14 protein-coding genes, 1 pseudogene and 1 riboswitch are annotated in these 25,039 nt (G+C 33.3%); of the genes and pseudogenes, 5 read left to right on the top strand and 10 right to left on the bottom strand.

Annotated elements, in window-relative coordinates; all coding sequences use genetic code 11:
- Positions 1–280: 280 nt before the first annotated feature.
- The 3 genes from ETSB_RS01165 to ETSB_RS01155 all read right to left on the bottom strand — a co-directional run bounded on the left by ETSB_RS01165 (position 281) and on the right by ETSB_RS01155 (position 3,244).
- Positions 281–1,066: a Stp1/IreP family PP2C-type Ser/Thr phosphatase gene (locus tag ETSB_RS01165; RefSeq protein ID WP_044105817.1), complete on the bottom strand. Its 786-nt coding sequence runs from the start codon at positions 1,064–1,066 to the stop codon at positions 281–283.
- A gap of 45 nt (positions 1,067–1,111) precedes the next feature.
- Positions 1,112–2,797, bottom strand: coding sequence for an ABC1 kinase family protein (locus tag ETSB_RS01160; RefSeq protein WP_232509898.1), 1,686 nt, complete (start codon positions 2,795–2,797; stop codon positions 1,112–1,114).
- A 132-nt stretch (positions 2,798–2,929) separates the two neighbouring features.
- The gene (locus ETSB_RS01155) at positions 2,930–3,244 is read right to left on the bottom strand and encodes a DUF6825 family protein (protein ID WP_044105816.1); all 315 of its coding nucleotides are present in this window, start codon (positions 3,242–3,244) and stop codon (positions 2,930–2,932) included.
- 530 nt (positions 3,245–3,774) lie between these two features.
- On the opposite strand from ETSB_RS01155, the gene ETSB_RS01150 reads away from it, so the two are divergent.
- A complete protein-coding gene (locus ETSB_RS01150; RefSeq protein ID WP_044105814.1) occupies positions 3,775–5,346 on the top strand; it encodes a M16 family metallopeptidase in 1,572 nt (523 codons plus the stop codon).
- A gap of 56 nt (positions 5,347–5,402) precedes the next feature.
- Here the strand turns inward: ETSB_RS01150 and patD are convergent, their stop codons facing one another.
- On the bottom strand, positions 5,403–5,750 hold the full coding sequence (gene patD / locus ETSB_RS01145) for a heterocyst frequency control protein PatD (protein WP_044105812.1): 348 nt from the start codon (positions 5,748–5,750) through the stop codon (positions 5,403–5,405).
- Between the two features lie 292 nt (positions 5,751–6,042).
- Here patD and ETSB_RS01140 point away from each other — a divergent pair, with 292 nt between their 5' ends.
- Entirely contained in the window at positions 6,043–8,277 is a 2,235-nt protein-coding gene (locus ETSB_RS01140; protein WP_044105811.1) for a RelA/SpoT family protein, read from the top strand.
- Positions 8,278–8,744: 467 nt separating this feature from the next.
- Here ETSB_RS01140 and def read toward each other — a convergent pair whose 3' ends face one another.
- From def to ETSB_RS01125, 3 genes and pseudogenes are all read right to left on the bottom strand, one after another.
- Complete coding sequence (gene def / locus ETSB_RS01135) at positions 8,745–9,308, bottom strand: peptide deformylase (protein WP_044105810.1); 564 nt, start codon at positions 9,306–9,308, stop codon at positions 8,745–8,747.
- A 241-nt stretch (positions 9,309–9,549) separates the two neighbouring features.
- Positions 9,550–10,372, bottom strand: a pseudogene (locus ETSB_RS09085) (magnesium chelatase ATPase subunit I); the annotation flags it as partial.
- A gap of 1,375 nt (positions 10,373–11,747) precedes the next feature.
- Positions 11,748–12,110, bottom strand: a complete 363-nt coding sequence (locus tag ETSB_RS01125; protein ID WP_044105809.1) for a hypothetical protein — start codon at positions 12,108–12,110, stop codon at positions 11,748–11,750.
- A gap of 883 nt (positions 12,111–12,993) precedes the next feature.
- Between ETSB_RS01125 and ETSB_RS01120 the strand changes: the two genes are divergently transcribed.
- The 3 genes from ETSB_RS01120 to cysS all read left to right on the top strand — a co-directional run bounded on the left by ETSB_RS01120 (position 12,994) and on the right by cysS (position 19,086).
- On the top strand, positions 12,994–13,773 hold the full coding sequence (locus ETSB_RS01120) for an amino acid ABC transporter ATP-binding protein (protein WP_044105808.1): 780 nt from the start codon (positions 12,994–12,996) through the stop codon (positions 13,771–13,773).
- 279 nt (positions 13,774–14,052) lie between these two features.
- The gene (thrS, locus tag ETSB_RS01115) at positions 14,053–15,885 is read left to right on the top strand and encodes a threonine--tRNA ligase (protein WP_044105807.1); all 1,833 of its coding nucleotides are present in this window, start codon (positions 14,053–14,055) and stop codon (positions 15,883–15,885) included.
- Positions 15,886–17,646: 1,761 nt separating this feature from the next.
- Positions 17,647–19,086, top strand: a complete 1,440-nt coding sequence (gene cysS, locus ETSB_RS01110) for a cysteine--tRNA ligase (RefSeq protein WP_044105806.1) — start codon at positions 17,647–17,649, stop codon at positions 19,084–19,086.
- 1,376 nt (positions 19,087–20,462) lie between these two features.
- Here cysS and ETSB_RS09815 read toward each other — a convergent pair.
- The 3 genes from ETSB_RS09815 to ribE all read right to left on the bottom strand — a co-directional run bounded on the left by ETSB_RS09815 (position 20,463) and on the right by ribE (position 23,628).
- Complete coding sequence (locus ETSB_RS09815) at positions 20,463–20,624, bottom strand: hypothetical protein (RefSeq protein WP_171816372.1); 162 nt, start codon at positions 20,622–20,624, stop codon at positions 20,463–20,465.
- A 643-nt stretch (positions 20,625–21,267) separates the two neighbouring features.
- Entirely contained in the window at positions 21,268–21,492 is a 225-nt protein-coding gene (locus tag ETSB_RS01105; RefSeq protein ID WP_408643598.1) for a riboflavin synthase subunit alpha, read from the bottom strand.
- 43 nt (positions 21,493–21,535) lie between these two features.
- Positions 21,536–21,612: riboswitch (Glutamine riboswitch) on the bottom strand.
- A gap of 1,326 nt (positions 21,613–22,938) precedes the next feature.
- Positions 22,939–23,628: a riboflavin synthase gene (gene ribE, locus ETSB_RS01100; RefSeq protein WP_044105804.1), complete on the bottom strand. Its 690-nt coding sequence runs from the start codon at positions 23,626–23,628 to the stop codon at positions 22,939–22,941.
- Between the last annotated feature and the right edge of the window lie 1,411 nt (positions 23,629–25,039).

The following is a 25,039-nucleotide window of genomic DNA, read 5'->3' as shown; positions in this document are numbered from 1 at the left end:
ATAGGGGTAAAAAATACTAATGTTTATGTAGAGTTAGCTACTCGCCGGAATTTATGAGTTATATTCAAACAAAAATTATAAACAACCTAAAGATTTTTAAAAAAATTAAAGGACTATAAATTGACCTAAAGCTAAGAAAACTATTCAACCTTTAGATAAATAGGTTACGCCTATATCGACTTTGAGAAACAAGGCTAACAGTGTAAACAATTTATAATTACTACCCTGATCTTGTCTAAAAAAATTATGAAACAGTAATTTATGCTAATTAAAGTCCATTTCAAATACCTCTTATATCAACTCTAGTATCAAGGTCATCTCCTTGAACTCTCTGAGTTTCTCCCTCTTCAACAACAATAACTACTGTAATATTATCCGACCCCCCAGCTTTTTTAGCTGTTTCTACGAGATTTTGAGCAACTATTTCACAAGATCTTTGTTGTTTTAAAAGCTGCTCAATGGTTTCATCAGAGACTTCTTCTGTTAACCCATCACTGCATAGCAATAAGCGATCACCAGATTGAACATCCAGATGGACAATTTCAATGGTATTAACGTCCTTACGCCCTAAACATTGGAAAAGAACGTGTCGCCAAGGATGAGTTGTCGCCTGTTCTCGAGTAATATTACCCATTTTTAATGCCCTTGCTACCCAAGTATGATCCTCTGTAATTTGCTCAAGCTCAATGTCACGGAAGCGATAAAGGCGAGAATCTCCAATATGGGCTCGCCAGGGCTGATTATCTCGGAAAATAATCGCCAAAGCCGTTGTTCCCATGTCTACTCGTTCAGGATGATCTTGTTGATCAATGAGAATTGCTTTATTAGCTTCTAAAAAAGCTTGTTCAAGGAGAATACGAGAAGGAATATCAGATTTCCAATGAGTCTCAAGATAGGCTTGAATCTCTCGAGTAGCAATTAAGCTTGCTTCTTCTCCTCCAGCATGGCCTCCCATACCGTCAGCTACAATAAAAAACCGCCCTCCAGGGTCGATATAGAAATTATCTTGGTTAACTGATCGCACGACACCTGTATCAGTTAGACCCGTGAACCTACGATTTATCATTGGTGAGTTAACTACTAAACAATTTACAATAGTGATAAACAAGAACTAGAACATCAAATCTAGACTATTAAGACGACGCAGTAAGCAAAATAAAGCCCATGTTGGAACCGATGCCATCATGATTGTGGCTATTGCCAAAAGAAGCGAACCGTTGACAAATAAAAGGGCTGCAGATATGACTAAAGCACTGGTGAGAATAGTATAGTTAGTCCCCATCTGTATCATACCTAAGCGACGCAATAGACGATCAGATTCAACTGAGCGTACTCTTACGCGAATATCACCGCTCTCTAATTTTTTCATTGTATCGTTAATTTGTCGCGGTAATCCTAACGTTATATTGCTCACCTGAATCGCTTGCCGTCCTAATTCATTGAGAATGTTAGTTTCGCTATTTCCATTGATATCAGTCATAAGTTCCATGGCAAACGGTTGTGCCACCTCCATGAAATTAAAGTCTGGATCTAACCCTTTTCCTATCCCTTCTATTGTTAAAAACGCACGTATAACAAAGGTAAAAGTTGCTGGAAAGAGGAAGGGTTGATTATGGATAAGTTCATACAAGTCATCACTAATTTGACTAATTGACTTTTCCTCAAAGGGTTTGTCCATAAAATTATCGAGCATGAATTGAATGGAACGACGCACTGGCCCCATATCGTCTGCAGGACTTAAGGTATCGAGAGCTACTAAAGACGAGACCACTCTAGCAGCATCTTTTTGAGCAATCCCAAACAAAGCATCCATTAACTTCTCGCGGACGTTCGCGTTAATACGTCCCATCATACCAAAATCATAAAAAATTAAGGCTCCATCCGTACTTACAGCAATATTTCCCGGATGGGGATCGGCATGGAAAAATCCACTGTTAAGCAATTGGTACAAATAAGCTTTTGCTCCTAGTCTAGCCAAGATTTTACGATTTAATCCGGCTGCTTCGAGTTTTTCATAATGGCTAATCTTAATTCCCGGCATATATTCAAGAGTTAAGACACGGGGGGAAGTGTAACGCCAGTAAATTCGGGGGACTTTAACCCAATTTTCGTCACGAAAATTACGACGAAAGGTATCCGCATTTTGTCCTTCGTTAAGGTAATCAGTTTCTAACCAGAGAATACGGCAGCATTCTTCATATATCCCGGTCCAGTCTCGTCCTTTCCTCAAACGAGGATGGTTATGAAAATAGTGGGTAATATGTTTTAGAATCGCTAGGTCAATAGTAAAGAGTTGTTTTAACCCTGGCCGTTGAACTTTAACGACTACTTCCTCTCCTGAATGGAGTTGAGCTTTATGGACTTGACCTAAACTAGCTGCTGCAATAGGGATTGAAGTAAAATTATGGAATAGTTTAGGAAGTGGTTTACTAAAATCCCTTTCAATAATAGCTTTAACTTGTTCGTAGGCGAAAGCCGGAACTTCATCTTGAAGTTTTGCCAGTTCCGCAACATATTCGGCAGAGAATAAATCGGCACGAGTAGAGAACAATTGACCTATTTTAATAAAAGTTGGTCCGAGATTGAATAAATTTTCTCTAATCCACACCGCTTGTCTTTGCCGTCGGGCGGTCTCTTTTTCTTCACTATAGCCCCCTCGATAGCTCCATTTTTTACCATTGAGCCAAAATTGGGTAAATAAGGTCAACATGAACCACCAAATGTCCAGACGACGGCGATTAATAGAGTATTTTTCCTGATTCCAACGGAATTGTTGTTTATTTTCTAATTCGGTCACGTAGTTAGAGACTAAAGTAGTTTTTGTGGAATAGAAACGGTTGACATTGAAGGACAGGGGAAACACTCGATTTGTGGTGCTAAGAGTAACTTAGGCTAATAGGGTGAGAAAATGAGAGCTATAAAGAAATAATTATGTTTTTTGAACGCGATAAATTTTTAATTCTGCTTTCAGACGAGCGATTTCAGCACGTAAATTGTCTATTGTCTCTTGTAAATCGATGGGAAAATCTTCACTATGGGTAGTGTTAACAGTTTTTTCTGGAGCAACATCGACTTTAGCTCTTGTTTGTACTTCTTCGATAAATTGCCGCAGTTGTTCGCGTTGTTCTGCGTCAAATCTGCCCAATTCGCTGAGGGCATTAGTAAAGTTCTCTTCTATTTTCTCACTAAGGACTTCAGCAAAAGCTCGGCCTAAGAAAAAGGCATGAAGTACTGGATTACTCATTACAAAATTTTCTCTAATCTGTTTTGTAACAAATTATATCTTGCTTCTTCAAGACTTATCCAGTAAAATTAAAAATTGCTTTGGGTTCGGGAAGTGTTTGACAGTAGCGGAGAAGAGGAGAAAATTCAGGTTTAACTTAGACAAGGTAGCACTAAATAAAATAAGTTTCCTGTGTAGCGACAGAGAAGATTTTCTAAAAACATGAGTCCGACATAAACTTGAGAGAAGAGGAAGCAGTAGATTGATCCTAGAAGCAACATTTCATTGAAGTCTGATGGGGTAGATATTAAATTAAAATTTCGTCTTGATCTTACAGAGGTATTTTGTAATGTGTATGATCTATATTAGAGATTTGAACACTTTTTTTATTATCAAATCAATATCTCAGTTATATTTTGACCCACTCACATTGTAACAAATAATCCTTTTTCATAGAAACGACTTAATCACCCTATGACTCCCTGCTATCATTTTTAAATCTCGATATCCTAGAAAAGAGATTCTAAACGTCGTTTTCTTTGATGGCATCAATGGTAATAAACTCTTCAACTCGATCGCTTCCTATGCGCTATTCTTTTGCAACCCTCAGCTTGCTATTTCTTCTTTGGAGTAGTGTTCCAGTTATTGCTCAACCACTTTCTAATAATTCTTCCACTCCAATAGCCAACCAATCAATTACACCTTATCTTAATAGAGCGATTGAACAAATAACGGAATTTAAACTCGATAATGGCATGAAGTTCATCGTCATGGAAAATCATGACGCACCTGTGGTGTCTTTCGTAACTTATGCTGATGTGGGAGGGGTAGATGAACCTGATGGCAAGACAGGGGTCGCTCATTTTTTAGAACATTTAGCGTTTAAAGGGACGAAAGACATTGGAACCACCAATTACACAGCAGAAAAGCCTCTTTTAGAGCGACTAGATACCCTATTTTCTCAAATGAAAGCCGCTCAAGCTGCGGGGAAAATCAAAGAAGTTGAACAATTAGTTCAAGAATTCCAAAAAGTTCAGACAGAAGCTAACCAATACGTTCAGCAAAATGCCTTTGGTCAAATTGTGGAAACGGCCGGAGGAGTTGGGATGAATGCAGCGACTTCGAGTGATTGGACGACCTATTTTTATAGTTTTCCGTCGAATAAATTGGAACTTTGGATGTCGCTGGAATCAGAACGATTTTTAGAACCTGTTTTCCGAGAATTTTATAAAGAACAGGACGTTATTTTGGAAGAACGTCGCCTCAGAACTGATAATAGTCCTATTGGTAAAATGGTGGAGGCATTTCTTGATATCGCCTTTGCTAAACATCCTTATAAACGCCCTGTTATTGGTTATAATCAAGATATTACTGGTCTGACCCGTGAAGATGTCCGGCAATTCTTCGAGACTTATTATGTTCCTGATAATTTAACTTTCGCCATTGTAGGAGATGTGAGTCCCAAACGAGTTAAACAATTAGCCCAAGTTTATTTCAGTCGTTATTCAGCTAAACCTAAACCGCCAAGAGTAACTGAAATAGAACCTCGACAAACTGAAGCCAAAGAAATTACCCTGGAATTACTGTCTCAACCCTGGTATCTTGAAGGATATCACCGCCCGGCGATTACTCACCCTGATCATGCTGTCTATGAAGTGATGGCAACTTTATTAAGTTCAGGACGGACATCTCGTCTTTATAAGTCCCTGGTTGAGGAGAAAAAAGTGGCTTTAGTTGCTCAAGGTTTTAATGGATTTCCAGGAGATAAATATCCTAATTTAATGTTGTTTTATGCTCAGACTGCTCCTAATAGTACAGTTAACCAAGTAGGTGAAGCCTTGGAACAAGAAATTGAACGATTAAAGCAAGAATTTGTCACCGATCAAGAATTGCAAAGAGTAAAAACTAAACTTAGGGCAGCCTTAGTGCGATCGCTCGACTCTAATTTAGGTATGGCTCGATCATTGATTGAATATGAAGTTAAAACTGGAAGTTGGCGCAATCTTTTTGATCAATTAACAGCTATTGAAGCGGTGAGTGCAGCAGACATTAAACGAGTAGCTAAAAAAACGTTTATTCCTGAAAATAAAACTATTGGTCGTATTTTATCTAAAACAAAATAATATCCATATATGGGGAATAAAAATAGCATTTTTTCCCCAATAATTTTTTTAAAAAGTTACCTATTTAGAATAACTTGACAATAACCTATCAGTTTTTCAATGTGATCAAGCACGATTTCTAATCGTTGTTCTTCTGTACTTCGCTTGTGGGAAGACTGTAAAAATAGAAAATCAGTTATCAACAAGCGTAACGTCCGATGGATTTCAGTCTGGATAGATTGCCAAGAAGAGACAACAGAATTCTCTAAATTCTCAGTTGTTGCTCCCAAAATATAATTTTGGAAAATTTCTTGTAACATTCGAAAATTTTGGGATAATCGTTTCGAGTCTATGTCCTTCATCATGACTTGATCTTTGAGGGTAATCAAGGAAGCTAACAATTTTTGATGAGGTTTCGATAACATAAACAACAGGATCGAGCTAAGATATATTTAATTATGATAGACCATAGAAGTTAATTGTATTGGTACTAAACCTTTTCTTCGACTAAAACTATTCAAGCAAGCATTGATTTCTTTTAGTTAGTCTTTCTGTAGAAGATACAAAGAAAAAACACATATTTAGTTTCTGGGCGCCTTTTTTATTACTTTTTTCGTTAAACGGCAGTCAATCGTTAATTTGTACAGTAATTTTGCTTTCGGCTACCATAGTTGTCTTGTTCTGTCTATTATCGCCCTGTTAACCATTCATTATTCTATGAACCTAGTAGCTACTTATCCTGAACCAGAACATATTAAACTATCTTTTCCTGACTGGCTGAATCAATTTCTGGTTACCTATCAATCTGATCAAGATAATGAAGATATTGGTCTAATCTGTCGGGCGTTCAATTTTGCCTATCAACTACATGAAGGACAATATCGTCAATCGGGAGAACCATATATTGCACATCCCATCGCTGTAGCAGGGTTATTGCGGGATTTAGGTGGAGATAAAGCTATGATTGCGGCCGGATTTCTCCATGACGTAGTAGAAGATACGGATGTCACTCTAGAACAAATTGAGGAACAGTTTGGGCAGGAAATACAAAACTTAGTGGCAGGGGTAACTAAGCTATCTAAATTCAATTTTTCGAGTAAAACAGAACACCAGGCTGAAAATTTTCGTCGGATGTTCTTAGCAATGGCTAAAGATATTCGGGTAATTGTGGTGAAATTAGCTGATCGCCTACACAATATGCGAACCCTAGAACACCTTAAACCAGAAAAGCAAAAACGTATAGCCCTGGAAACTAGAGAAATTTTTGCTCCTTTAGCAAATCGTTTAGGAATTTGGCGGTTGAAGTGGGACTTAGAAGATCTATCCTTTAAATATTTGGAACCAGAAGCCTATCGAGAAATTCAATCCTTAGTAGCCGAAAAACGTAGTGATCGCGAAACTCGTTTAGAAAAAATAAAAGAAACCTTACGTCAACGCTTAGAAAGTGTTGGAATTCGAGTGTTGGACTTACAAGCTCGCCCCAAACATCTTTACGGAATTTATCATAAAATGCAGCGGCGGCAAAAAGGATTTCATCAAATTTACGACATTGCTGCTCTAAGAATCATTGTTCACAATAATGAGGAATGCTATCGGGCCTTAGCGGTAGTTCATGACATATTTAAACCAATTCCTGGGCGTTTTAAGGATTATATTGGACTACCAAAACCCAACTGTTATCAATCTCTTCATACAACGGTAGTGGGGTTAACGGGTCGTCCCCTAGAAGTACAAATTCGGACCCTGGAGATGAACCACATAGCTGAATATGGGATCGCTGCTCACTGGAAATATAAAGAGACAGGGAAATCGAACTATACTACTCTTTCTGAAGAGGATAAAAAATTTACCTGGTTGCGTCAACTTCTCGAATGGCAAAAAGATCTCCAAGATGCTCAAGAATATGTGGATACTCTCAAAGATAATCTCTTTAATGATGATGTTTATGTCTTTACCCCTCAAGGAGATGTAGTTGCCCTAGCGCGAGGGGCTACGCCCGTTGATTTTGCCTATAGTATCCATACAGAAGTCGGAAACCACATGAAAGGAGCAAGAGTCAATGAAAAGTGGTCGGTTTTAGATATTCCTCTTAATAATGGAGATATTGTAGAAATTATTACCCAGAAAAACGCCCACCCTAGTTTAGACTGGCTTAATTTTGTAGTGACTCCCAGTGCGCGAAATCGTATTCGTCAATGGTATAAGCGATCACACCGAGACGAAAATTTTTCCCGAGGACGCGAGATGTTAGAAAAGGAATTAGGTAAAAATGGCTTAGATGCTTTGCTTAAATCTGATCCCATGCAAAGTGTCGCTGAACGCTTTAATTATCAATCTGTTGAGGACTTACTAGCGGCTTTAGGGTATGGAGAAATTACCCTAAACCAAGTCGCTAACCGACTTAGAGAAAATACTGTTAAGGTTCAAGAAGAAGAAATTTCCAATGATAAAATTCGAGCTTCCAACCCTTCTCCTCTTGCTTTTTGTCCAGTCAAGCAAAATAGATCTCCGATTATAGGCGTTGAAGGGTTAGTTTACAATATTGCTGGCTGCTGTTACCCTTTGCCCGGAGAACCCATTATCGGTATAGTGACAAAGGGGGCTAGAGGTATTTCAATTCACTGTCAAGGATGTTCTAACATAAATGATGTACTTGGTGACCGCTTGATTCCAGTTCGTTGGAATCCCACAGAAGACAATAGATATACCCAAACCTATCCGGTGGATATTTTTATTGAAGCTCTCGATCGTGTAGGAATCCTTAAGGATATTTTATCCCGTCTCAGTGACAATAACATTAATGTTCGTAATGCTGGGGTAAAAACCAGTCGTAGTAAGCCTGCAATAATTAACTTGCGAATTGATATTCGTGATCGTCAACAATTAGAATATGTTATCACTCAAATTCGGAATTTAAGTGATATAGTCAATGTTCACCGTGTCAATAAATAGTGTGAAATCTTGACAAAAGTACTTAAATAAAAGATATTTTTATAGATTTACGACAAAAGGATAAGATTCCTGTAGTTTTTGATAGTATTTTTAGGGAGAGTTTAAGTAGTTGCTCTTGATATTTTGTAAGCTAAGTTGTTAATAGTAAATTAGACCTTAAATATAACTCATTCACAGTTAACATTGTCGAGATCGACACTCTCATCATTAAGCCTAGCTCTAGAGGAAGAGTTGGGATTATTCTATGTTGATTTTTGTGTCTCACACGGCGCACAAAAAAAGAGCCGTTGAGAAAGTGCTAATGGTTAAAATAATACTTGTGATCATTTTGAGCAATCAAAGATTTGTGACGAAAGTTCAAAGATAGGACTAACGTCTACAATTAGAATAATGGACAACCCCGACAATAGTAAGCTACTTTTAAAGATAAAAAAATTGCCTCTTTTTAGTAACCAATTAATTATTGGTTATTTGACCGGTCTGATAGCTTGTGGAGAAAATCCATTCTTTTGTAAAGCTTCAGTTAATGCTAAACCATTGCCAACTCGATCAACAAACATCACTCCATTGAGGTGATCTATTTCATGTTGAATAACCCGTGCTAATAAATCAGTTGCTTGTCGCTTGCGAGGTTTTCCTTGTTCATCTTTAAAAGATACTTCAATCATTTCAGGACGAGTAACATTTAAATAAACTCCTGGAATACTTAAACAACCTTCTTCAAACAGAGATAATTCTTTAGAAATACTGGTAATTTTAGGATTAATTAAAACCACAGGTTTATTGTCCGAATCATCAGGAGCACAATCTATAACAATTAATTGTTTATGAATCCCTACTTGAGTTGCAGCCAAACCGATTCCATGAGAACTATACATAGTTTGTAGCATTTCTTTAATTAGTTTGCGAACAGAGTTATCAACTCTCGCAATACGTTTAGCTGGTTGACGTAAAATGCGGTCACCCAAATAGTGAATATCTAACGGAGGATTTTCTAACTTTTCTTTTTCTACAGCGATTACAGAAGTCATAGAACTGTGAGCCGGTCAATGGTAAAGCGATTTTCTAATTCACTTTGATTTTAACGAATTTTTTCTGGTTTAGCTCAAATAAAATCATAGAAAGATAATCAAAAATAGTACAGATAATTTAAGATAAAAAAAACTTGCAAACTTCTAATTTCCCCAATTCTATTACAGTAAAGAAAATGCTTTTTAAAAATTTAAACTTCTTACAGTTCACTCAATTTACACTTTTTTTATCTTAATGTTCTTCTATTTCCAATTGTTTGAGAAGTTTTTGAGCTTCAACTAAGTGTTTTCGCAGGTCTTTTTGTTGGAATTGGTATCTAATATAGAATTTCTGAGGATTTTTGTCAAATTACGAACGTTGTTCTACAATTTTCACCCTTAATTACGGTTCCTTTGTGGTATTAATTTCTGCGTGCATTCCTAAACAATCAAGTAATTGAGGTCGTAATTCTCCCTCTTTTGGGTTTCCTGAGCCAACTAGGAAAACCCGTGCGGGATGACGAATAGAAACCCCTTTTCGTTCTACTTTATTTCAATCACTAGCTGCCGAATCAAGGAGAACATCTACATGATGGTCATCGAGGATTAACCTTATCTATGTAAATGATACCACAGTTTGCTCTAGCCAAAAGTCTGTGGTTCAAAAGCTTTCACACCTTCTGTGAGAGGGTCTTTTCAATATTAATTGAACCACAGACTCTATCTTCAGTGGCTCCCAAGGGAAGATCTACCATCGTAACTTTTTTACTAACCACTTGGAGAGGAATATTTTTCCTCAGTTGTTGACGAACGCGCTCACTCATAAAGTTAGGATCATTCTGGTCAGAGTTGACGGGATCATCAGCTACTACCTTAATTTCAGAAAGTAAGTCGGCTAACGCGAGAATAGTGGTAGATTTTCCAGTACTTCGATCACGCATAATCATTACACCACCGATTTTAGAGTCAATGACGTTGAGTAGCAAGTCCAATTTCATCTCTTCTTGTCCGACAATAGCAGTGAGGGGAAAAACAATGCGACAAGTCTTTGTAGATCCTTCAAAAGTTGCATTCACCAGAATCATTTAAAATTTTAGTTAATTCAGTTTTACATGACTATCATAATAGTCAGCTTTTTCTATTGTGCCATATTGTAGGAGTATCAGAGGTGTGGAAACTATAGAAAAATTAATTGATAATATGCTTTGTTTCAGTCTAGTTTAATGGATATGGCATCTTGATACCCCAAAAATTGGAAAATTATTGAACAAGCTCCAGAGTATAAATGTATCAAGTATGGAATACAGTGTCTTAAACCACAAGAAAATATTCCAAAGCTGAGTATTAAAAAAAGAAACCCTATAGCATTAAGGGTCTATCATAGTGACTACAATCGAGCCGATTCTGAGTCCTAATAATCTCCGCCCACTTTGTTAGTCATGTTACTAAGAAAAAAGGGAAAGTATTCCACCGGAATAATTGTCTTTGTTTTCACTTAACTGACATTAATTTTTTTTACTGTTTTCTAATGATTATCTTTATTCCTTACTTTTTAAGATCAAGTAAAAAGAATTAATTTAGGATAATATCTATAGTTTTTGAATACTATCTTTTGTTAGTAGAGTTAATCTAGAAAAATACAAAGCTCAATATTATACTAATTAAGTTAGCTATAACTATTGTGGCGTCATGTCAAAATGAAAATTTTCTGAGTATGCAATAATCTCTATTTTGATAGTGGTTTTAATTATAGTTATGTAGTATATTTTTTTATTAGGTGTTACTCTAATTTTTGCTCACTCCTACCTATCCAACCCAGACTATTGTATTGATTTAAAGTCTTTGGTTATTCAGAGATTATCATTATAACTCGCTATAGCTCTTTAAAAAAGATTCCTACAAATAAAGATAGATATTTATCTCCATAATTGAATATGGTAGCTATGTGCAGTTACAATGATAATTGATTAATTATAGCTGGACGGAGAATTATTGACTAGGTTCGACCAATAGATAAAAGTTTCTAATTAGTATCCAGAAAAATTATTATTAATAATGATAAATGGTTGTTTTTTTGTGCAACTTAAAACGTTATTTCTACGGCAAAACCTGGCAACCATGGGGTAAGTACTAACAATATCCTAACAAAGTTGAGGTGGTAAGTGTACAATTATTACCATAACTACAGACAAGCACTGCATTAATGTTTGACGAGTATTACAAGGAGAGATTTCAGTACATTGAGCAAGATGGATGTCACTAGAATAAAAATTATTGGAGAAAGAGAATAAAATATAATTGTCTATTGAGCCTAGCTGAGATTTAACTTTGATTTTATAGTCTAGTTTGACCGTATCATCACCAACTACTCGTAAAATTCGTGGTGTTAATAATTGTAATAAGACTCTCTTTAAAAAAACCCTCAGTAAGATGGCATTGTCCATCTTACTGAGGGTTTTTTTAAAGAGAGTCTTGATAGATTCGTCCTTGTTTGACGAAAATTTTCAAGGAAGTTCCTTCACCCACAGGAGGATATATCTGGATTTTTCCGTTCTCAGTAAAATTTTTTAAATAATATCCCAGGGCTGTAACATATTTAAGAATGCGTAAATTAGTTGAATGATCAGGACAGGTAATCACCAAAGTTAAAACATTAGAAGAACTGGTAAGATACCAGCCACATTGGGACAATAAGGTCTGGAGTGAGCGATCACAAGATTCGTAGAAATATTTACCGATGATTTCATCAAGTTTCCGTCGCAGTCCGAAGTCCGTCGTACTTTGCAAAGGTAAGTCTTCGGGGGAAAGGAAAGGAGTATTCATGAGAAGTATGAGTTAGATATCGGTTATCTTCTCTATTATCTGATGTTGGCGGCTACTTATAAAGAAGAAGATATAAAAAAAGTTATTATTATTCAATTTATTTTGATAAATGTATAGGTAATTCCTGAAAAATTAATTTGGTATTTTCAAACTTATATTTATCACCTATACATTTATTTCCAATAAGTTCAATTGATCTGCAATTTTAATTACAATTAAATTTTTATTAATAAATAAAATTAATATCTTGATTTGTATTTTATTTAGAAAAGTAATAATTTGACTGGTTGTCTACATATGATTGCCATTTAATTGCAGAAAAAAATAGAAAATTTTATATCAGCTTTTTGCTGTAATATATTTTACATTTAATATATTTATACTATTGTCACTATCTTGTTTTCCGAAAACTTATTGTAGACATAACACAAAGTAGCTTAATTCATATTAAGCTACTTTGTGTTATGTTAATTTTAAAGAAATAAAAAAGGGGATACTTCTGAACTTAAAAGTAAATTGCTACAGATTTTAGAGTCTTGTTGAGTCAGAGTCTTAATTGCAATTATGGTCTTGCTGCTCTTCTATTTTGAGGAAAGGAGTTGATCATAATTTTTTACCAAAATAGATAAACAAGAAGTGTTATTAAATCTGATGAGTTAAAATTTCTATCTATTGAGTATTTTTTCGTTATACTATTGGGAGATGAAACAACGAAAGATAGATCGTCAGCTTTTGTTTTAATCTATAATTTATATATTTCTTTTGGTTCCATTACTTTGTATTTTTCTTTGTCCTCAAACAAGTTTAAGTTATAGTTCACAGTGAAAGTTTGAGAATTTTGCAATACAGTGGTAGAAGACCAAATAGTCACTGCTTAAAATCGATGACTCAATCTATTAAAAATAACAATTCATATTCTAGTTCTGAAAAGAACCCTATCATCATTGCTCAAGATGTGGAGAAATGGTACGATAATAACTTTCATGTGTTACAGGGGGTCAGTCTTCGAGTCAACCCCCAAGAGGTGGTGGTCATTATGGGACCCTCAGGGTCAGGGAAATCTACTTTTATTCGCACTTTTAATGCTCTAGAATCTTATCAAAAGGGGAATGTTATTGTTGATGGCGTGGAACTTTCCCATGATCTTAAAAATATTGAAACTATTCGTAGGGAAGTGGGGATGGTATTTCAGCAATTTAATCTATTTCCCCATCTCACAGTTCTTAATAATGTTACTTTAGCTCCCATCTGGGTTCGCCACCAAAAGAAAGAAAAAGCAGAAGTGACAGCTATGCAATTACTCGAAAAGGTGGGTATTCTTGAACAGGCTCATAAATATCCAGGTCAATTATCAGGAGGACAACAGCAGCGAGTGGCGATCGCTCGCGCATTAGCCATGCAACCCAAGATTATGTTATTTGATGAACCTACCTCTGCCTTAGATCCAGAAATGATCAAAGAAGTGTTGGACACAATGCGTAGTTTAGCTGATTCCGGGATGACCATGGTATGTGTTACCCATGAAGTGGGATTTGCAAAGGAAGTAGCTGATCGTGTAGTCTTTATGGATAAAGGAAAAATTGTTGAAGTGGCAACCCCTGGAGAATTTTTTGATAAGCCTCAAACAGAAAGATCCAGACAGTTTTTATCTCAGATTTTATAATCTTGATACTCTATATTTTCTCTAATAATTATTCAATTACTAAAAAATAACTCCAGTAACAGCAGAAAGTATTAAAAATAAATCAAGATTGATTAAAAAGAGGGTTTATGGATTGAGAACTTTCGTAGATATTTAATTCAGAAGCTGATCGATTTAACATTTAACAAATTAAATCTACACTATCAGAATATAAAATATTGAGCTTAAAGCTGTTTCTAAGTTCTCTATTCCTTAATACACAATAAACTAGATAAAGAATCATAGAAGAGTATGAAGTAAATGGTTAACCAGTCAACTGCTAACCTTGAGGCATTCCAAGAATTAACTCCCATCAAACTTCCCCGTACCAGTGAGTCTGATAAGGTAAAGCGTATTCGCCATACCACCTCCCATATTATGGCTATGGCGGTTCAGAAACTTTTTCCTAAAACGCAAGTAACCATTGGACCTTGGACCGAAACAGGGTTTTACTATGACTTTGATATTTCTGAACCTTTTACTGAACAGAATCTCAAGGACATCAAAAAAGAAATGGTTAAAATTATCAAACGCAAACTTCCCGTTATCCGCGAAGAAGTGACCCCAGAGGAAGCAAAAAAACGTATTACCGATCTCAAAGAACCCTATAAACTTGAAATACTTGAAGAACTTAAACCTCCTATTACTCTCTATCATTTAGGAGATCAATGGTGGGATCTTTGTGCTGGTCCCCACATGGAAACTACTGGAGATATTGACCCCCGAGCATTTGATCTAGAAAGTGTGGCTGGAGCTTATTGGAGAGGGGATGAAACAAAAGCGCAACTGCAACGTATTTATGGGACTGCGTGGGAAACTCCTGAACAACTGGCCGAATATAAACGACGAAAGGAAGAAGCATTAAAACGAGATCACCGTAAATTAGGTAAAGAACTAGGGTTATTTATCTTTTCTGACCTCGTGGGACCAGGTTTACCTATGTGGACTCCCAAAGGAACTATTATTAGGTTTGCTCTGGAAAATTTTCTAAAGAACGAACAAATCAAACGGGGTTATCTTGGGGTAGTAACCCCTCATATTGCTAAAATCGATCTTTTCAAAATTTCGGGTCATTGGCAAAATTATAAAAAGGACATGTTTCCTATGATGGCAGAAAATGCTGAGGAAGCAGCGCAAGAAATGGGATTTGTTCTTAAACCAATGAACTGTCCTTTTCATATCCAAATTTATAAAAGTGAATTGCGTTCTTATCGCGATTTACCAGTTCGGTTGGCAGAATTTGGCACAGTTTACCGATACGAACAGTCAGGAGAATTAGGAGGATTAACTCGTGTTCGTGGGTTTACTGTTGATGACTCTCATTTATTCGTTACTCCTGATCAGTTAGATGCAGAATTTCTTAATGTGGTTGATTTAATTCTTACTGTCTTTAAAAGTTTGCAACTGAATAATTTCAAGGCTAGATTAAGTTTTAGAGGTAATGAGCCAGGTAAATATATTGGGTCTGACGAAGTTTGGGAAAAATCTCAACATGCCATTCTTCGCGCTGTACAAACACTGAAAATGGACTATTTTGAGGCTCCAGGAGAAGCGGCTTTTTATGGTCCTAAATTAGACTTTATTTTTCAAGATGTTTTGGAAAGAGAATGGCAATTGGGAACGGTTCAAGTTGATTATAATTTACCCCAACGATTTGGGTTAGAATATATAGCAGAGAATGGAACTCGTCAACGTCCGGTGATGATTCACCGTGCACCTTTTGGCTCTATAGAGAGATTAATCGGTATTCTAATCGAAGAGTATGCTGGAGATTTTCCTTTGTGGTTATCTCCTATTCAGGTGCGTATTTTACCTATTAGTGATGTTCAGTTAGATTATGCTAAAGAAATAGCAAACAAGATGCAAAAATTAGATATTCGTGCAGAAGCCGATGCCTCTGGAGAGAGACTGGGTAAAATGATTCGTAATGGGGAAAAACAAAAGATACCTGTAATGGCAATTGTCGGTTCAAAAGAAGTGGAGTCTAACAATTTAAGCATTCGGACTCGCACATCAGGTGAATTAGGGCAAATGGGGGTTAATGAAGTGATAGAAAAGTTAACTGAAGCTATAACTAATTATACTAATTTCTAAGTTTATGGGTGGGGATTGCTCACCCTAAAATAACTAAAATATTAATTGATTTCAAAGATAATTTGGTTTATGAAAACTGTCATACAAATATAAAAAATGCAAAGGCAAAGTTTAACAATTGATCATAAATCTATAAAGAGCTATAGTTATAGTACTATGTAAAAATATTAGAGTAAGACTTTAGCTATATAGATAATTCTCTTTGTTAACAGATAAACTTTATCTAAATATTTTAGTTTATTTATTTTTTAAAATAATTCATAATTTTTAGCATATATAAATCATACTTCATTGATCAATATTGATCTCCCATAATTTAGCCATGTTTCTTAAAATTAAATTATTATTTTACTTTACAAAGTACTAAAATTTTTATATATTCTTAATTATACATTGTACTAAGTCTTCATTATATTAATAGCTACAGTATAATCTCTTATTTTTTGCTATTTTAAACTGTAAATTGAAAATATTGCGACTAATTACAAATAAACGATAAACTTTGATTTTTTGTGTTGTTTTATACTGTTTTAATTGCTTTTTATCATAAATCATAAATGTCAGTATAACTAATACTACTCACTTTTTAATTCAAAACTCATTTTAATATTTATTTTTACGTAGTGCTCTACTATATAGATAAGTAGTTGAATATAAATAAACAACACTATGTTATCAATTGTCAAGAAAGTAGATGAACTCTTAACTAACACAAATTATTCTGAGAGAATCAGATAATTTCTTAGTCTGAGAAGCTCTAGTCAAACCTAAAATCAATAGGCGCGTTAGTTAACTTAAATCTGATACTAATTTTTAATATAAAAATATCTAATTTAGATTATCATTCTTATTTTTTACTATTATACTTAAATTTTCTTTAATTTCGAATAAGAATAATATCATCATTGATAATAGTTAGTTTTAAAATTATTTAAATTTTTCTTATATTTTTTATAGACTGTATATGTGTAATTTTGCAAAAATTTTGAGTGATTTATAATAAGAAAAATAGTGGAAGGCGTCAACAATAAATTGAAGTTTATTAAAAAGAGAACTTATGGATTAATAACTATCATAAATTTTAAATTATTTCTTATTTTTTTATTTAAATAGTTAATTATAAACTGTCATTTCGAGAATTTATAAAGTTTAGACAAATATAATTAATGCAATCAGTATGATTTTATACTAATATTCTTGCTTAAATGATGTAGATGAGTTCTATTAAAATAGATAGTTTAAATAATCCTATAATTGTGGCAAAACATACAAATATTATTTTAATTATTAAAAATAAAGTTATATACTGACTTTATTTAAATGAAGTAGCAATATCTATATTTTAGTAAATTAATTTTAGTTTATCTTTGATTAATTTTTTATTCAACTACTCTAATAGTATGAGATTTTTCTATTGACAAGTCTTTGATCTTCTCTTTTGAAGTTATCCGAATTAAGATTATTTATATGAAATTTAAGGCATGAGTTTATCAAGTTGTCTACAGAAATTTAGTCTTATAGAAATTAGTCATTTTTGTTATTCCATAAAGTTACATTCTTCTACTTCTAGAACTTATGAGTTAAACTTCCTCTAAGTCACCAAATTAAGTATATTTCCTTTGCTTTATCGATTGTCAAAATTTTATTCCGATAATTATGGAACGAACCGTGCATGCTCTTAATCTTCTAAAAAGTACTCAGTGCAGTGATACTATTAATAATAGTATCACTGCACTGTAACTATCAAGTATAAACTTACTAATGACACTCAGTATTTATAACACTTTAACCCGTCAAAAAGAACCTTTTAAAACTATTGAAAATAATAAAGTACTCATGTATTGCTGTGGTATTACTGTTTATGACTATTGCCATTTGGGTCATGCTAGAACCTGTATGATATGGGATGTAGTGCGGAATTACTTACAATGGTGTGGTTATGATGTAACTTATATTCAAAATTTTACGGATATTGACGATAAAATTATTAATCGAGCGCAGAAAGATAATTTACCGATAAAATTAATTACCAAACAGTTTATTAAGGCTTATTTTAAGGATATGGAACGTCTTAATATCAAAAAGGCAGATGCTTACCCCCGCGCGACTCATACTCTCAATGGTATTAAAAACTTAGTGTCTAAACTCAAACAAAAAGGCTATGTTTATGAATCTGGTGGAGATGTTTATTACTCAGTACGGCATTTCAAAGACTATGGAAAACTTTCAGGTCGAAAATTAGAGAATTTACAAGTAGGAGCTAGTGGAAGAGTAGATGTAGAAGAATTTGAAACAGCAAAAAAAGATCCCTGTGATTTTGCTGTCTGGAAAAGTGCAAAACCAGGAGAACCTTCATGGGAATCTCCGTGGGGAAAGGGTCGCCCAGGGTGGCATATTGAATGCTCTGCGATGGTTTTAGAACACCTGGGAGAAACTATCGATCTTCATGTAGGGGGAAGTGACCTTATTTTTCCTCATCATGAAAATGAAATTGCCCAGTCAGAAGCCGCAACAGGAAAACCTTTAGCTCGTTATTGGATGCACAATGGTATGGTGAAAGTAGAAGGAGAAAAAATGTCTAAATCTTTAAGAAATTTCATCACTATTCGAGATTTATTAGATAAAATTCATCCAATGGCTATGCGACTATTTATTCTTCAGGCACATTATCGCAAACCAGTGGACTTTACTGATGAAGCGTTGAAAGCAGCAACCAATAGTTGGCATTCTCTTAAAGAAGGGTTACTTTTTGGTTATCAATACGGGTCTGAATTAGGCTTTTCTACTTCCAAGTCTTCCTCTACTTTAAAACAAAGATTTCAAGAAGTAGTTGATGATGATTTTAACTTCGCAGGTGGTTTAGCAATATTATTTCAAATTGCTAAAGAATTACGTAGGGCAAGCAATGTCTTAGTACATCAGGGAAATACAGACACTTCACCTAAAGTATTAGAAGAAAAATGGAAAACTTTAGTGGAATTAGCACAAGTTTTAGGGCTAGAAGTTGACCTACATGAGGACCAAAAAGAGTTGAATAACAGGTTAAGTGATAAAGAAATTAAAGATTTTATAGAGCAACGAAAAAGAGCCCGTCAAAGTAAAGATTATGTTGAAGGTGACTGTATTAGAGATAAGTTAAAGGAGCACGGTATTATTTTAGTTGATCAACCTGAAGGTGTCACAAATTGGTATCGTAGTTAGACTTAAAATATGGCTAAAGTATGAAATATAAATTATCAATAATAAAAAAACCTCTTTAAAAATTAATTTAAATTAGCTTATATCCTTAATTTAAGGCGAATTAAGCAACATTAAAAAATACATTTGTTATTCTCAATATCTAGATCCAAATATAAATAAGTTGACAATTATCTGAAATAATAAATATCAATCAAACAGTTATCAATACTTCGGTTTCTAGAATGTTTGAACTGAGCAATATTTTAGGTTAGTCATTAACTGTAGACGTAGTAAATTTAGTTATTTAAAATACCTTTCTATAATTAGAAAAAGATGAAGTATTAACATTATCTTTCAGATAATGTAGAAAACAATTTTTTTTCGGTCTTCTTGAATCCCTAGCTATTTGGTTAGAGGTTTTTTTAAAATCAGCTAAGGGAGTATGTATATAAAGCTTTTATCCCTCACTATGTCTTAACCTTAGATACTATAAGGTGTTTATCACTTTAATATAAACTATTACTACATAATTTATCTAAATTTTTATAAATTTAGATAAAAATAAATTAATCACGCCACTAGTTATAGCTACAATTCAGTTAGTTATGCCACTATTTTAATCACTTTATTGATTTTAATTGATTGTATAATTATTTTTCAATACCTTTAAGAATTTATGCTATCAAATAGATAACTGTAACTTTTTTATTTATAGGTTAGATTACTAACTAGATATAATTTATGTTGATTAAATGTTCTCTAATTTCTTCTTAATAAACTACTTTAGTTATCTACATAAGCCAGTTAATTCATATTTTAAGTTCTTTAATTCCTTTTTTATATCTATCCTAACTCTCGATGCAATCAGACGTTGATCACGTTTGACAGTAAACTTAAAATAATTAATTGAGTAGGGAAGGGGTTAGACACTAGCTAATTTAGACAATACCAACTTTTAACATACAAAAGTTAATTAATAACTGGTATTTGTTGACTGTCTTCTGTTACTTAATTTGCAAACTGTCTGGTTATAGTAGAAGTAAAAACTAAGGTATTTATTGTAAATAAAAAAATCAATAAAGTCTGGTAAACATTTCAATTCTCCCCACCCTAGTACTAGAATGAGGCGTAAATACAATTAAACAATCATATAATGTTTCTGGCAGACTTTCTAAAGTAGGTAAAATTCGATCAATTTCTTTTATTATGGTTTCTTCACTCAAAATTTGATCAATTTTTACTATCGGATCGGTGCAAATTTAGCTAAGTGATTTTAAACAAAAATGATCATCAAGAAATTATGTTTCTCAGCAATAATATCTGAACTGGGATTATTTCCGCCGATAATTATTAAGTTTCGATTCTGCTATTAGTCTTTTGAAAATAGCTGGTATTACTCACATTCGCAATTTAATATCTACATGAGGAATCACGATTAACTGTATATGAGTAAAATAAACATCAACTGTTACACCAATTTTATTGAGTAAATAACGACTTAGTCCATCTGCACAAACGATAGTATATCGACTATGATACTTTTGGGTGGCTGTGATCACTCCTACGGTACGATTTTCTTGTGTTGATAGTTGTTTAACTGACTCAATTTGACTCTCTTCTTCAAGTCAAACAAAAGCTTGGGAATATACTTGATTATTTTTTTGAGGGTGAATATATCCATGAAGTAGCGTCAGTTTACTAGAAATAGAACTTGGATTTAAAAGAGGTTCCAATTCGCACGCTTTTTGAAAATTTAAACATTGAAGACAAATTACAAATTTCTTGTGATTTTGAGTAATCGCTTCGGAAGCAGATTCTCTCAAAATTATCAATGATAAATATAGTTTTTGAGATTGTGTATCTGTCCCTAATTCTTCTGATAAATTACGATGAATTTAAATTTCTTTGTGACAAAGTTGATGTGATAATTTATCGATTTACGACTAATAGTCTAAGCCTAAATCACTATAACAAGGAGCATTTGGCGGGTTAATTTCCCTCTCTAGAAGTACAATCCCCTTGCGTTCTAAAAACTCAATTGTTATTAAAATTAGGCTTTCATAGCCATAGAACACAGTTAAAGCGAAACTATCGTAAGTTATTAGCTACTAACGTATTATCCTAAGTCTAGAAGAGGTATAAACCTTTATTTATCCCATCCCTAGCCTCTACTTAGTTAAGATAACATAGCAATTAGTACTTTTAGCCGTGAGTTGATTCTTCAGTAGTTTTGTTGTTGAGTCTGTCGATAATCAAAATAGGAATTGCTAAAATAGCGAGCTTAAGAATCCAAGGTGCAACAACTAAAGTTACGAAAGTGGACAAAGTAGCAGTACATCCCATTGCTGCCTTAAACACATCTTCTTTAGCCTTAAAGCTAAGAAAAACAGACACTGAAGCAATTGTTAAAGTAATCAAAGAAAACATAAGCATCTACGTGTTTATACCTCATTAATAGTCTATAGGTTGTCTTGCGTTCCTTCAGTTGTCTTTACTTACTTCCGTCCCTTCACAACCCTTTCTGTTAGCTATGTCGAGATGAACGATATTATGTCTAATTTTACCCCTTATTAAGCTACATAACTTTTAACATAAATGTCAACTCTAAGTGAATATTTGTTATTTTTTTTGTAGTTTAGTTAGATTTTTTTTAATAAAAATAATCAAAAGAGCTAAGTTGAAAGTAGATTTTTAAAGGGCATACTACTTATAGTCTGTTTATTGCTAAGTAGATAAACAGACTATAAGTCTAAAAAACTAAAGTAGTAATCTAGTTTAGATGAAAAATGATATTTTAGATTTTGGAACATCTGGAAATTCAGCCAATAACAGAATTGGGTAACAGAAACATTATGTTTAAATACAAAAATATGGGAAGTTCAAGAAGTCGTAGCTTGGGTATAATTTAATGAAAAAAATTTATAAATCAGGGAGTATTGTGGGGTATCTAATAAATATAAGAATGAAAAGAGTAATGCACAAGAGTTAAGAAAAGGTAATAAAACTAAATATAAACTAAATAAAAATTTTAATTATACTTTATCAATAAAGAGCTTTTAAAAAGAAAGTTTTGCTAAAATTTTGGATACAGATAAAAAATGTTGTTGAAAAGCTAATGGGATGGAGAGACTTTACGTATGCAAATCTATTACTGATAATCTAAGTGTTATTGAATCTTTTCATATTGGAACTTGACAAAAATTTTTCGAACATTGCTTTAAAGCCAATTTATGAGACAGTTTTAGTTTGTTTTTTCTCAAAAGTCTAGATTTATTGATGACTTTTTGTCTACGGTCGGCTAATCTAACAGTTGTCTCGTGCGTACTTTTTTGAATTAATTCTGGAATGATGTAGGTAAAAATTTTTAAAGGTTTATAAAATTGAGTATCTAGCTATACGGTGTTTTACTAACGCTTGGTATTAGTGTCAGAATATTAACCATTGAATATCTATCAATTTTCTGTTGTCCCAAAATATTATTTTGCAAAAAATTATCGTCTATATAGTAATATTTTCTTACAGTCTTTAGTTCGTTATCGATAAGCTCCAACTAAGTTACTAAAATATTCATTAACTCTCAAATACTAAAAAACTTCTGTTCTCTTAGGAAGAGGTTCATGTATATTTATTTAGTTATGATAAGTCAGCAATAGCTCAAGATTATTGTTTTTTTCAAGTATTGTTTTTCCAGAATAGTTTATTTTCTCATATACATAAAAACCGAACGATTTTATCTGATTTTTTTTGCAGTAAAAACCTTTTATCGTCATATCTTTGAATTTTTCAAATACTTCATAATTAACATATTGATTATCAGACCTTAACTATAATCTCAATGTCTATGTCTCTACACTTAACATATTGTTAGGATAACTAGAGATATCCATGTTCTGAAAGAAAACCTAAGCTAATATCTTGAGAAGCTTGATAAGAATTTGAATATTGTCCTAACAACTTGGCAACGTGTTTGCCTAGTATATCTCCTTCAATATTTACCCAGTTCCCAATTTTAAGATGAGAGAGATTGGTTTGATAATAAGTGTGGGGAATTACTGCTACTTTAAACCAGTGCTCCTTAGGATCATATTCAGCGATGGTTAAACTAATGCCATTGACTGCCACACTGCTTTTAGGAAAAAGATACCGTTCAATGTTCTTTTGCCACTGTTCCAGAAGGGAAGGGGGTGCGGCAAAGAACATTTCCCAAGCTTTCCCAGTAATGATCGCTTCCACAAAATAACCTACTCCATCAACATGTCCAGTAACAAAATGTCCGCCTAGTTTGCTGCCAATTCGTAAAGAAAGTTCCACATTAACATAACTAGCAGTTTGGACTTGTTGACCTAAAGTTGTTCTTTGTAATGTTTCTGAGGAAGCAGTAGCTATAAATCCATCAGAGGTTATTTCCTCAACAGTTAAACAAATTCCATCAATGGCTACACTATCTCCCAGGGCAAGATCTGTCCAAATATCGGTCTTCTTGCTATCTCTTAAGGAAATAATAAAGCAGTCGGATCCCTGCGGATGTATTGTACCAAGGCCTTGAATTAATCCAGTGAACACAGGTTTTAAAAAAAAATAACTTTTAGTTTTGTTTTTACTTTTTCCTTCTACTATTATAATTGATTTCAGCAGCTAATAAATTTTAGTTAGAGTAAATCCCCAAACTCAGTAAAATTAAAGTGTTAACTACTCAAAATAAATATGTTCTTGTGAGTAGGTTTTATTATTTGATACTCTCCTGAAGAGTTTAATTGTTTTGGGTTTTTAGAAACTTTGATAGATCACAAAGTAACGTTATTTAAATCTTATTAAGAATATTAACTCTTCTGTAGCCAGAATGGCATAAATAGAAGTAATGATATAAAATTTAATTATGTAAGACTAGATAAGTTATTAACAATACTACGAATTACAATCAAGTGTAATTAAGATAGCCAAAATAAGTTTATAAAAGTACTTTATAAAGTACAGAATCTTTTAGATATCTCTAACCTAATGTTCTTAACAGAATTTTTGTTCATAAAGCTACTATGTTTGATGTTTTTCTATAAAATCTACTATTAATAGTTATGTAGGTTTTGTATAAACTGCTTTTTAGCACTCTTTATGAGGTAAGTGTACTTTTCATGAAAAGTTTTATGACAGCGTAATATAGGTATTAAATAATATTAATATATTTTAGCAAGAATTTATGTTTTTATTCTATAAATAATCTTTTTTTAGAATAGTCAATTATATTATTTAATATAATCGACTATTGACCAATATTCAAGAGAGTCTTTCAAAGATAAATAATTAAAAATTACAATCTATATTTACCTGTTTTACTGAAAAATAAAATGTTTGCTTGGTGTTGTTTGGATTGATTTATCTATTAATTAAGTTGCTAACTAGATAAAGAATTTTATGCCAAATAAGTATAATCTAATTCATAGATAGTTATACAAAAAAATAAACTTAAATAAGTGAATTTATCAAGTTTATATGATAGAAAACTACAAAATAGTTCTCAGCTCATCGAAAATAGCTAAATCAAGAAGCTCATAGCCAAATTTATTTTTTACTATAGGAACTTCACATATTTATGGAGTGATTACTAAAACTGAGGAAAACCCTTTGATATAATTAAATTATCGCGTTTATCATTTGACAAGGAAATTTCTATCGCTTTTCATCCTGCTAGTGTAAATAATGAGTTGTTATGCGATGATTTTTCTGACATTTATTACTCATTATAGGTATTCCAGAACTTTGTATATATTCCACTTTATAAAAATTTTTCAAGAAAATGAGCTTACATAATCACCGAACTTTGACTAACAAATTTTGCAGGACTTTTAAGGGATCACTAACAATTCTTCAATTTAGCTTAAACACAAGAGTTGTTTCATACCCACGAATTTTTCTATGATTTATTTATATTAGAACTTAATTTAGGGTAGTCATTAGTCTACAGCTTTAGGAGATCAAA

The organism is cyanobacterium endosymbiont of Epithemia turgida isolate EtSB Lake Yunoko (genome assembly GCF_000829235.1).
GTDB lineage: Bacteria > Cyanobacteriota > Cyanobacteriia > Cyanobacteriales > Microcystaceae > Rippkaea.
The sequence above is the reverse complement of the archived record's forward strand: the minus strand, read 5'-3'. Positions and strand labels throughout refer to the sequence as shown.

What these genes read in the sequence shown, in the direction of transcription:
- ETSB_RS01165 (WP_044105817.1), bottom strand. Translation starts at nt 1,066, where the DNA reads ATGATAAATCGTAGGTTCACGGGTCTAACTGATACAGGTGTCGTGCGA.
- ETSB_RS01155 (WP_044105816.1), bottom strand. Translation starts at nt 3,244, where the DNA reads ATGAGTAATCCAGTACTTCATGCCTTTTTCTTAGGCCGAGCTTTTGCT.
- ETSB_RS01150 (WP_044105814.1), top strand. Translation starts at nt 3,775, where the DNA reads ATGGTAATAAACTCTTCAACTCGATCGCTTCCTATGCGCTATTCTTTT.
- patD (WP_044105812.1), bottom strand. Translation starts at nt 5,750, where the DNA reads ATGTTATCGAAACCTCATCAAAAATTGTTAGCTTCCTTGATTACCCTC.
- ETSB_RS01140 (WP_044105811.1), top strand. Translation starts at nt 6,043, where the DNA reads ATGAACCTAGTAGCTACTTATCCTGAACCAGAACATATTAAACTATCT.
- def (WP_044105810.1), bottom strand. Translation starts at nt 9,308, where the DNA reads ATGACTTCTGTAATCGCTGTAGAAAAAGAAAAGTTAGAAAATCCTCCG.
- ETSB_RS01125 (WP_044105809.1), bottom strand. Translation starts at nt 12,110, where the DNA reads ATGAATACTCCTTTCCTTTCCCCCGAAGACTTACCTTTGCAAAGTACG.
- ETSB_RS01120 (WP_044105808.1), top strand. Translation starts at nt 12,994, where the DNA reads ATGACTCAATCTATTAAAAATAACAATTCATATTCTAGTTCTGAAAAG.
- thrS (WP_044105807.1), top strand. Translation starts at nt 14,053, where the DNA reads ATGGTTAACCAGTCAACTGCTAACCTTGAGGCATTCCAAGAATTAACT.
- cysS (WP_044105806.1), top strand. Translation starts at nt 17,647, where the DNA reads ATGACACTCAGTATTTATAACACTTTAACCCGTCAAAAAGAACCTTTT.
- ETSB_RS01105 (WP_408643598.1), bottom strand. Translation starts at nt 21,492, where the DNA reads ATGTTTTCTTTGATTACTTTAACAATTGCTTCAGTGTCTGTTTTTCTT.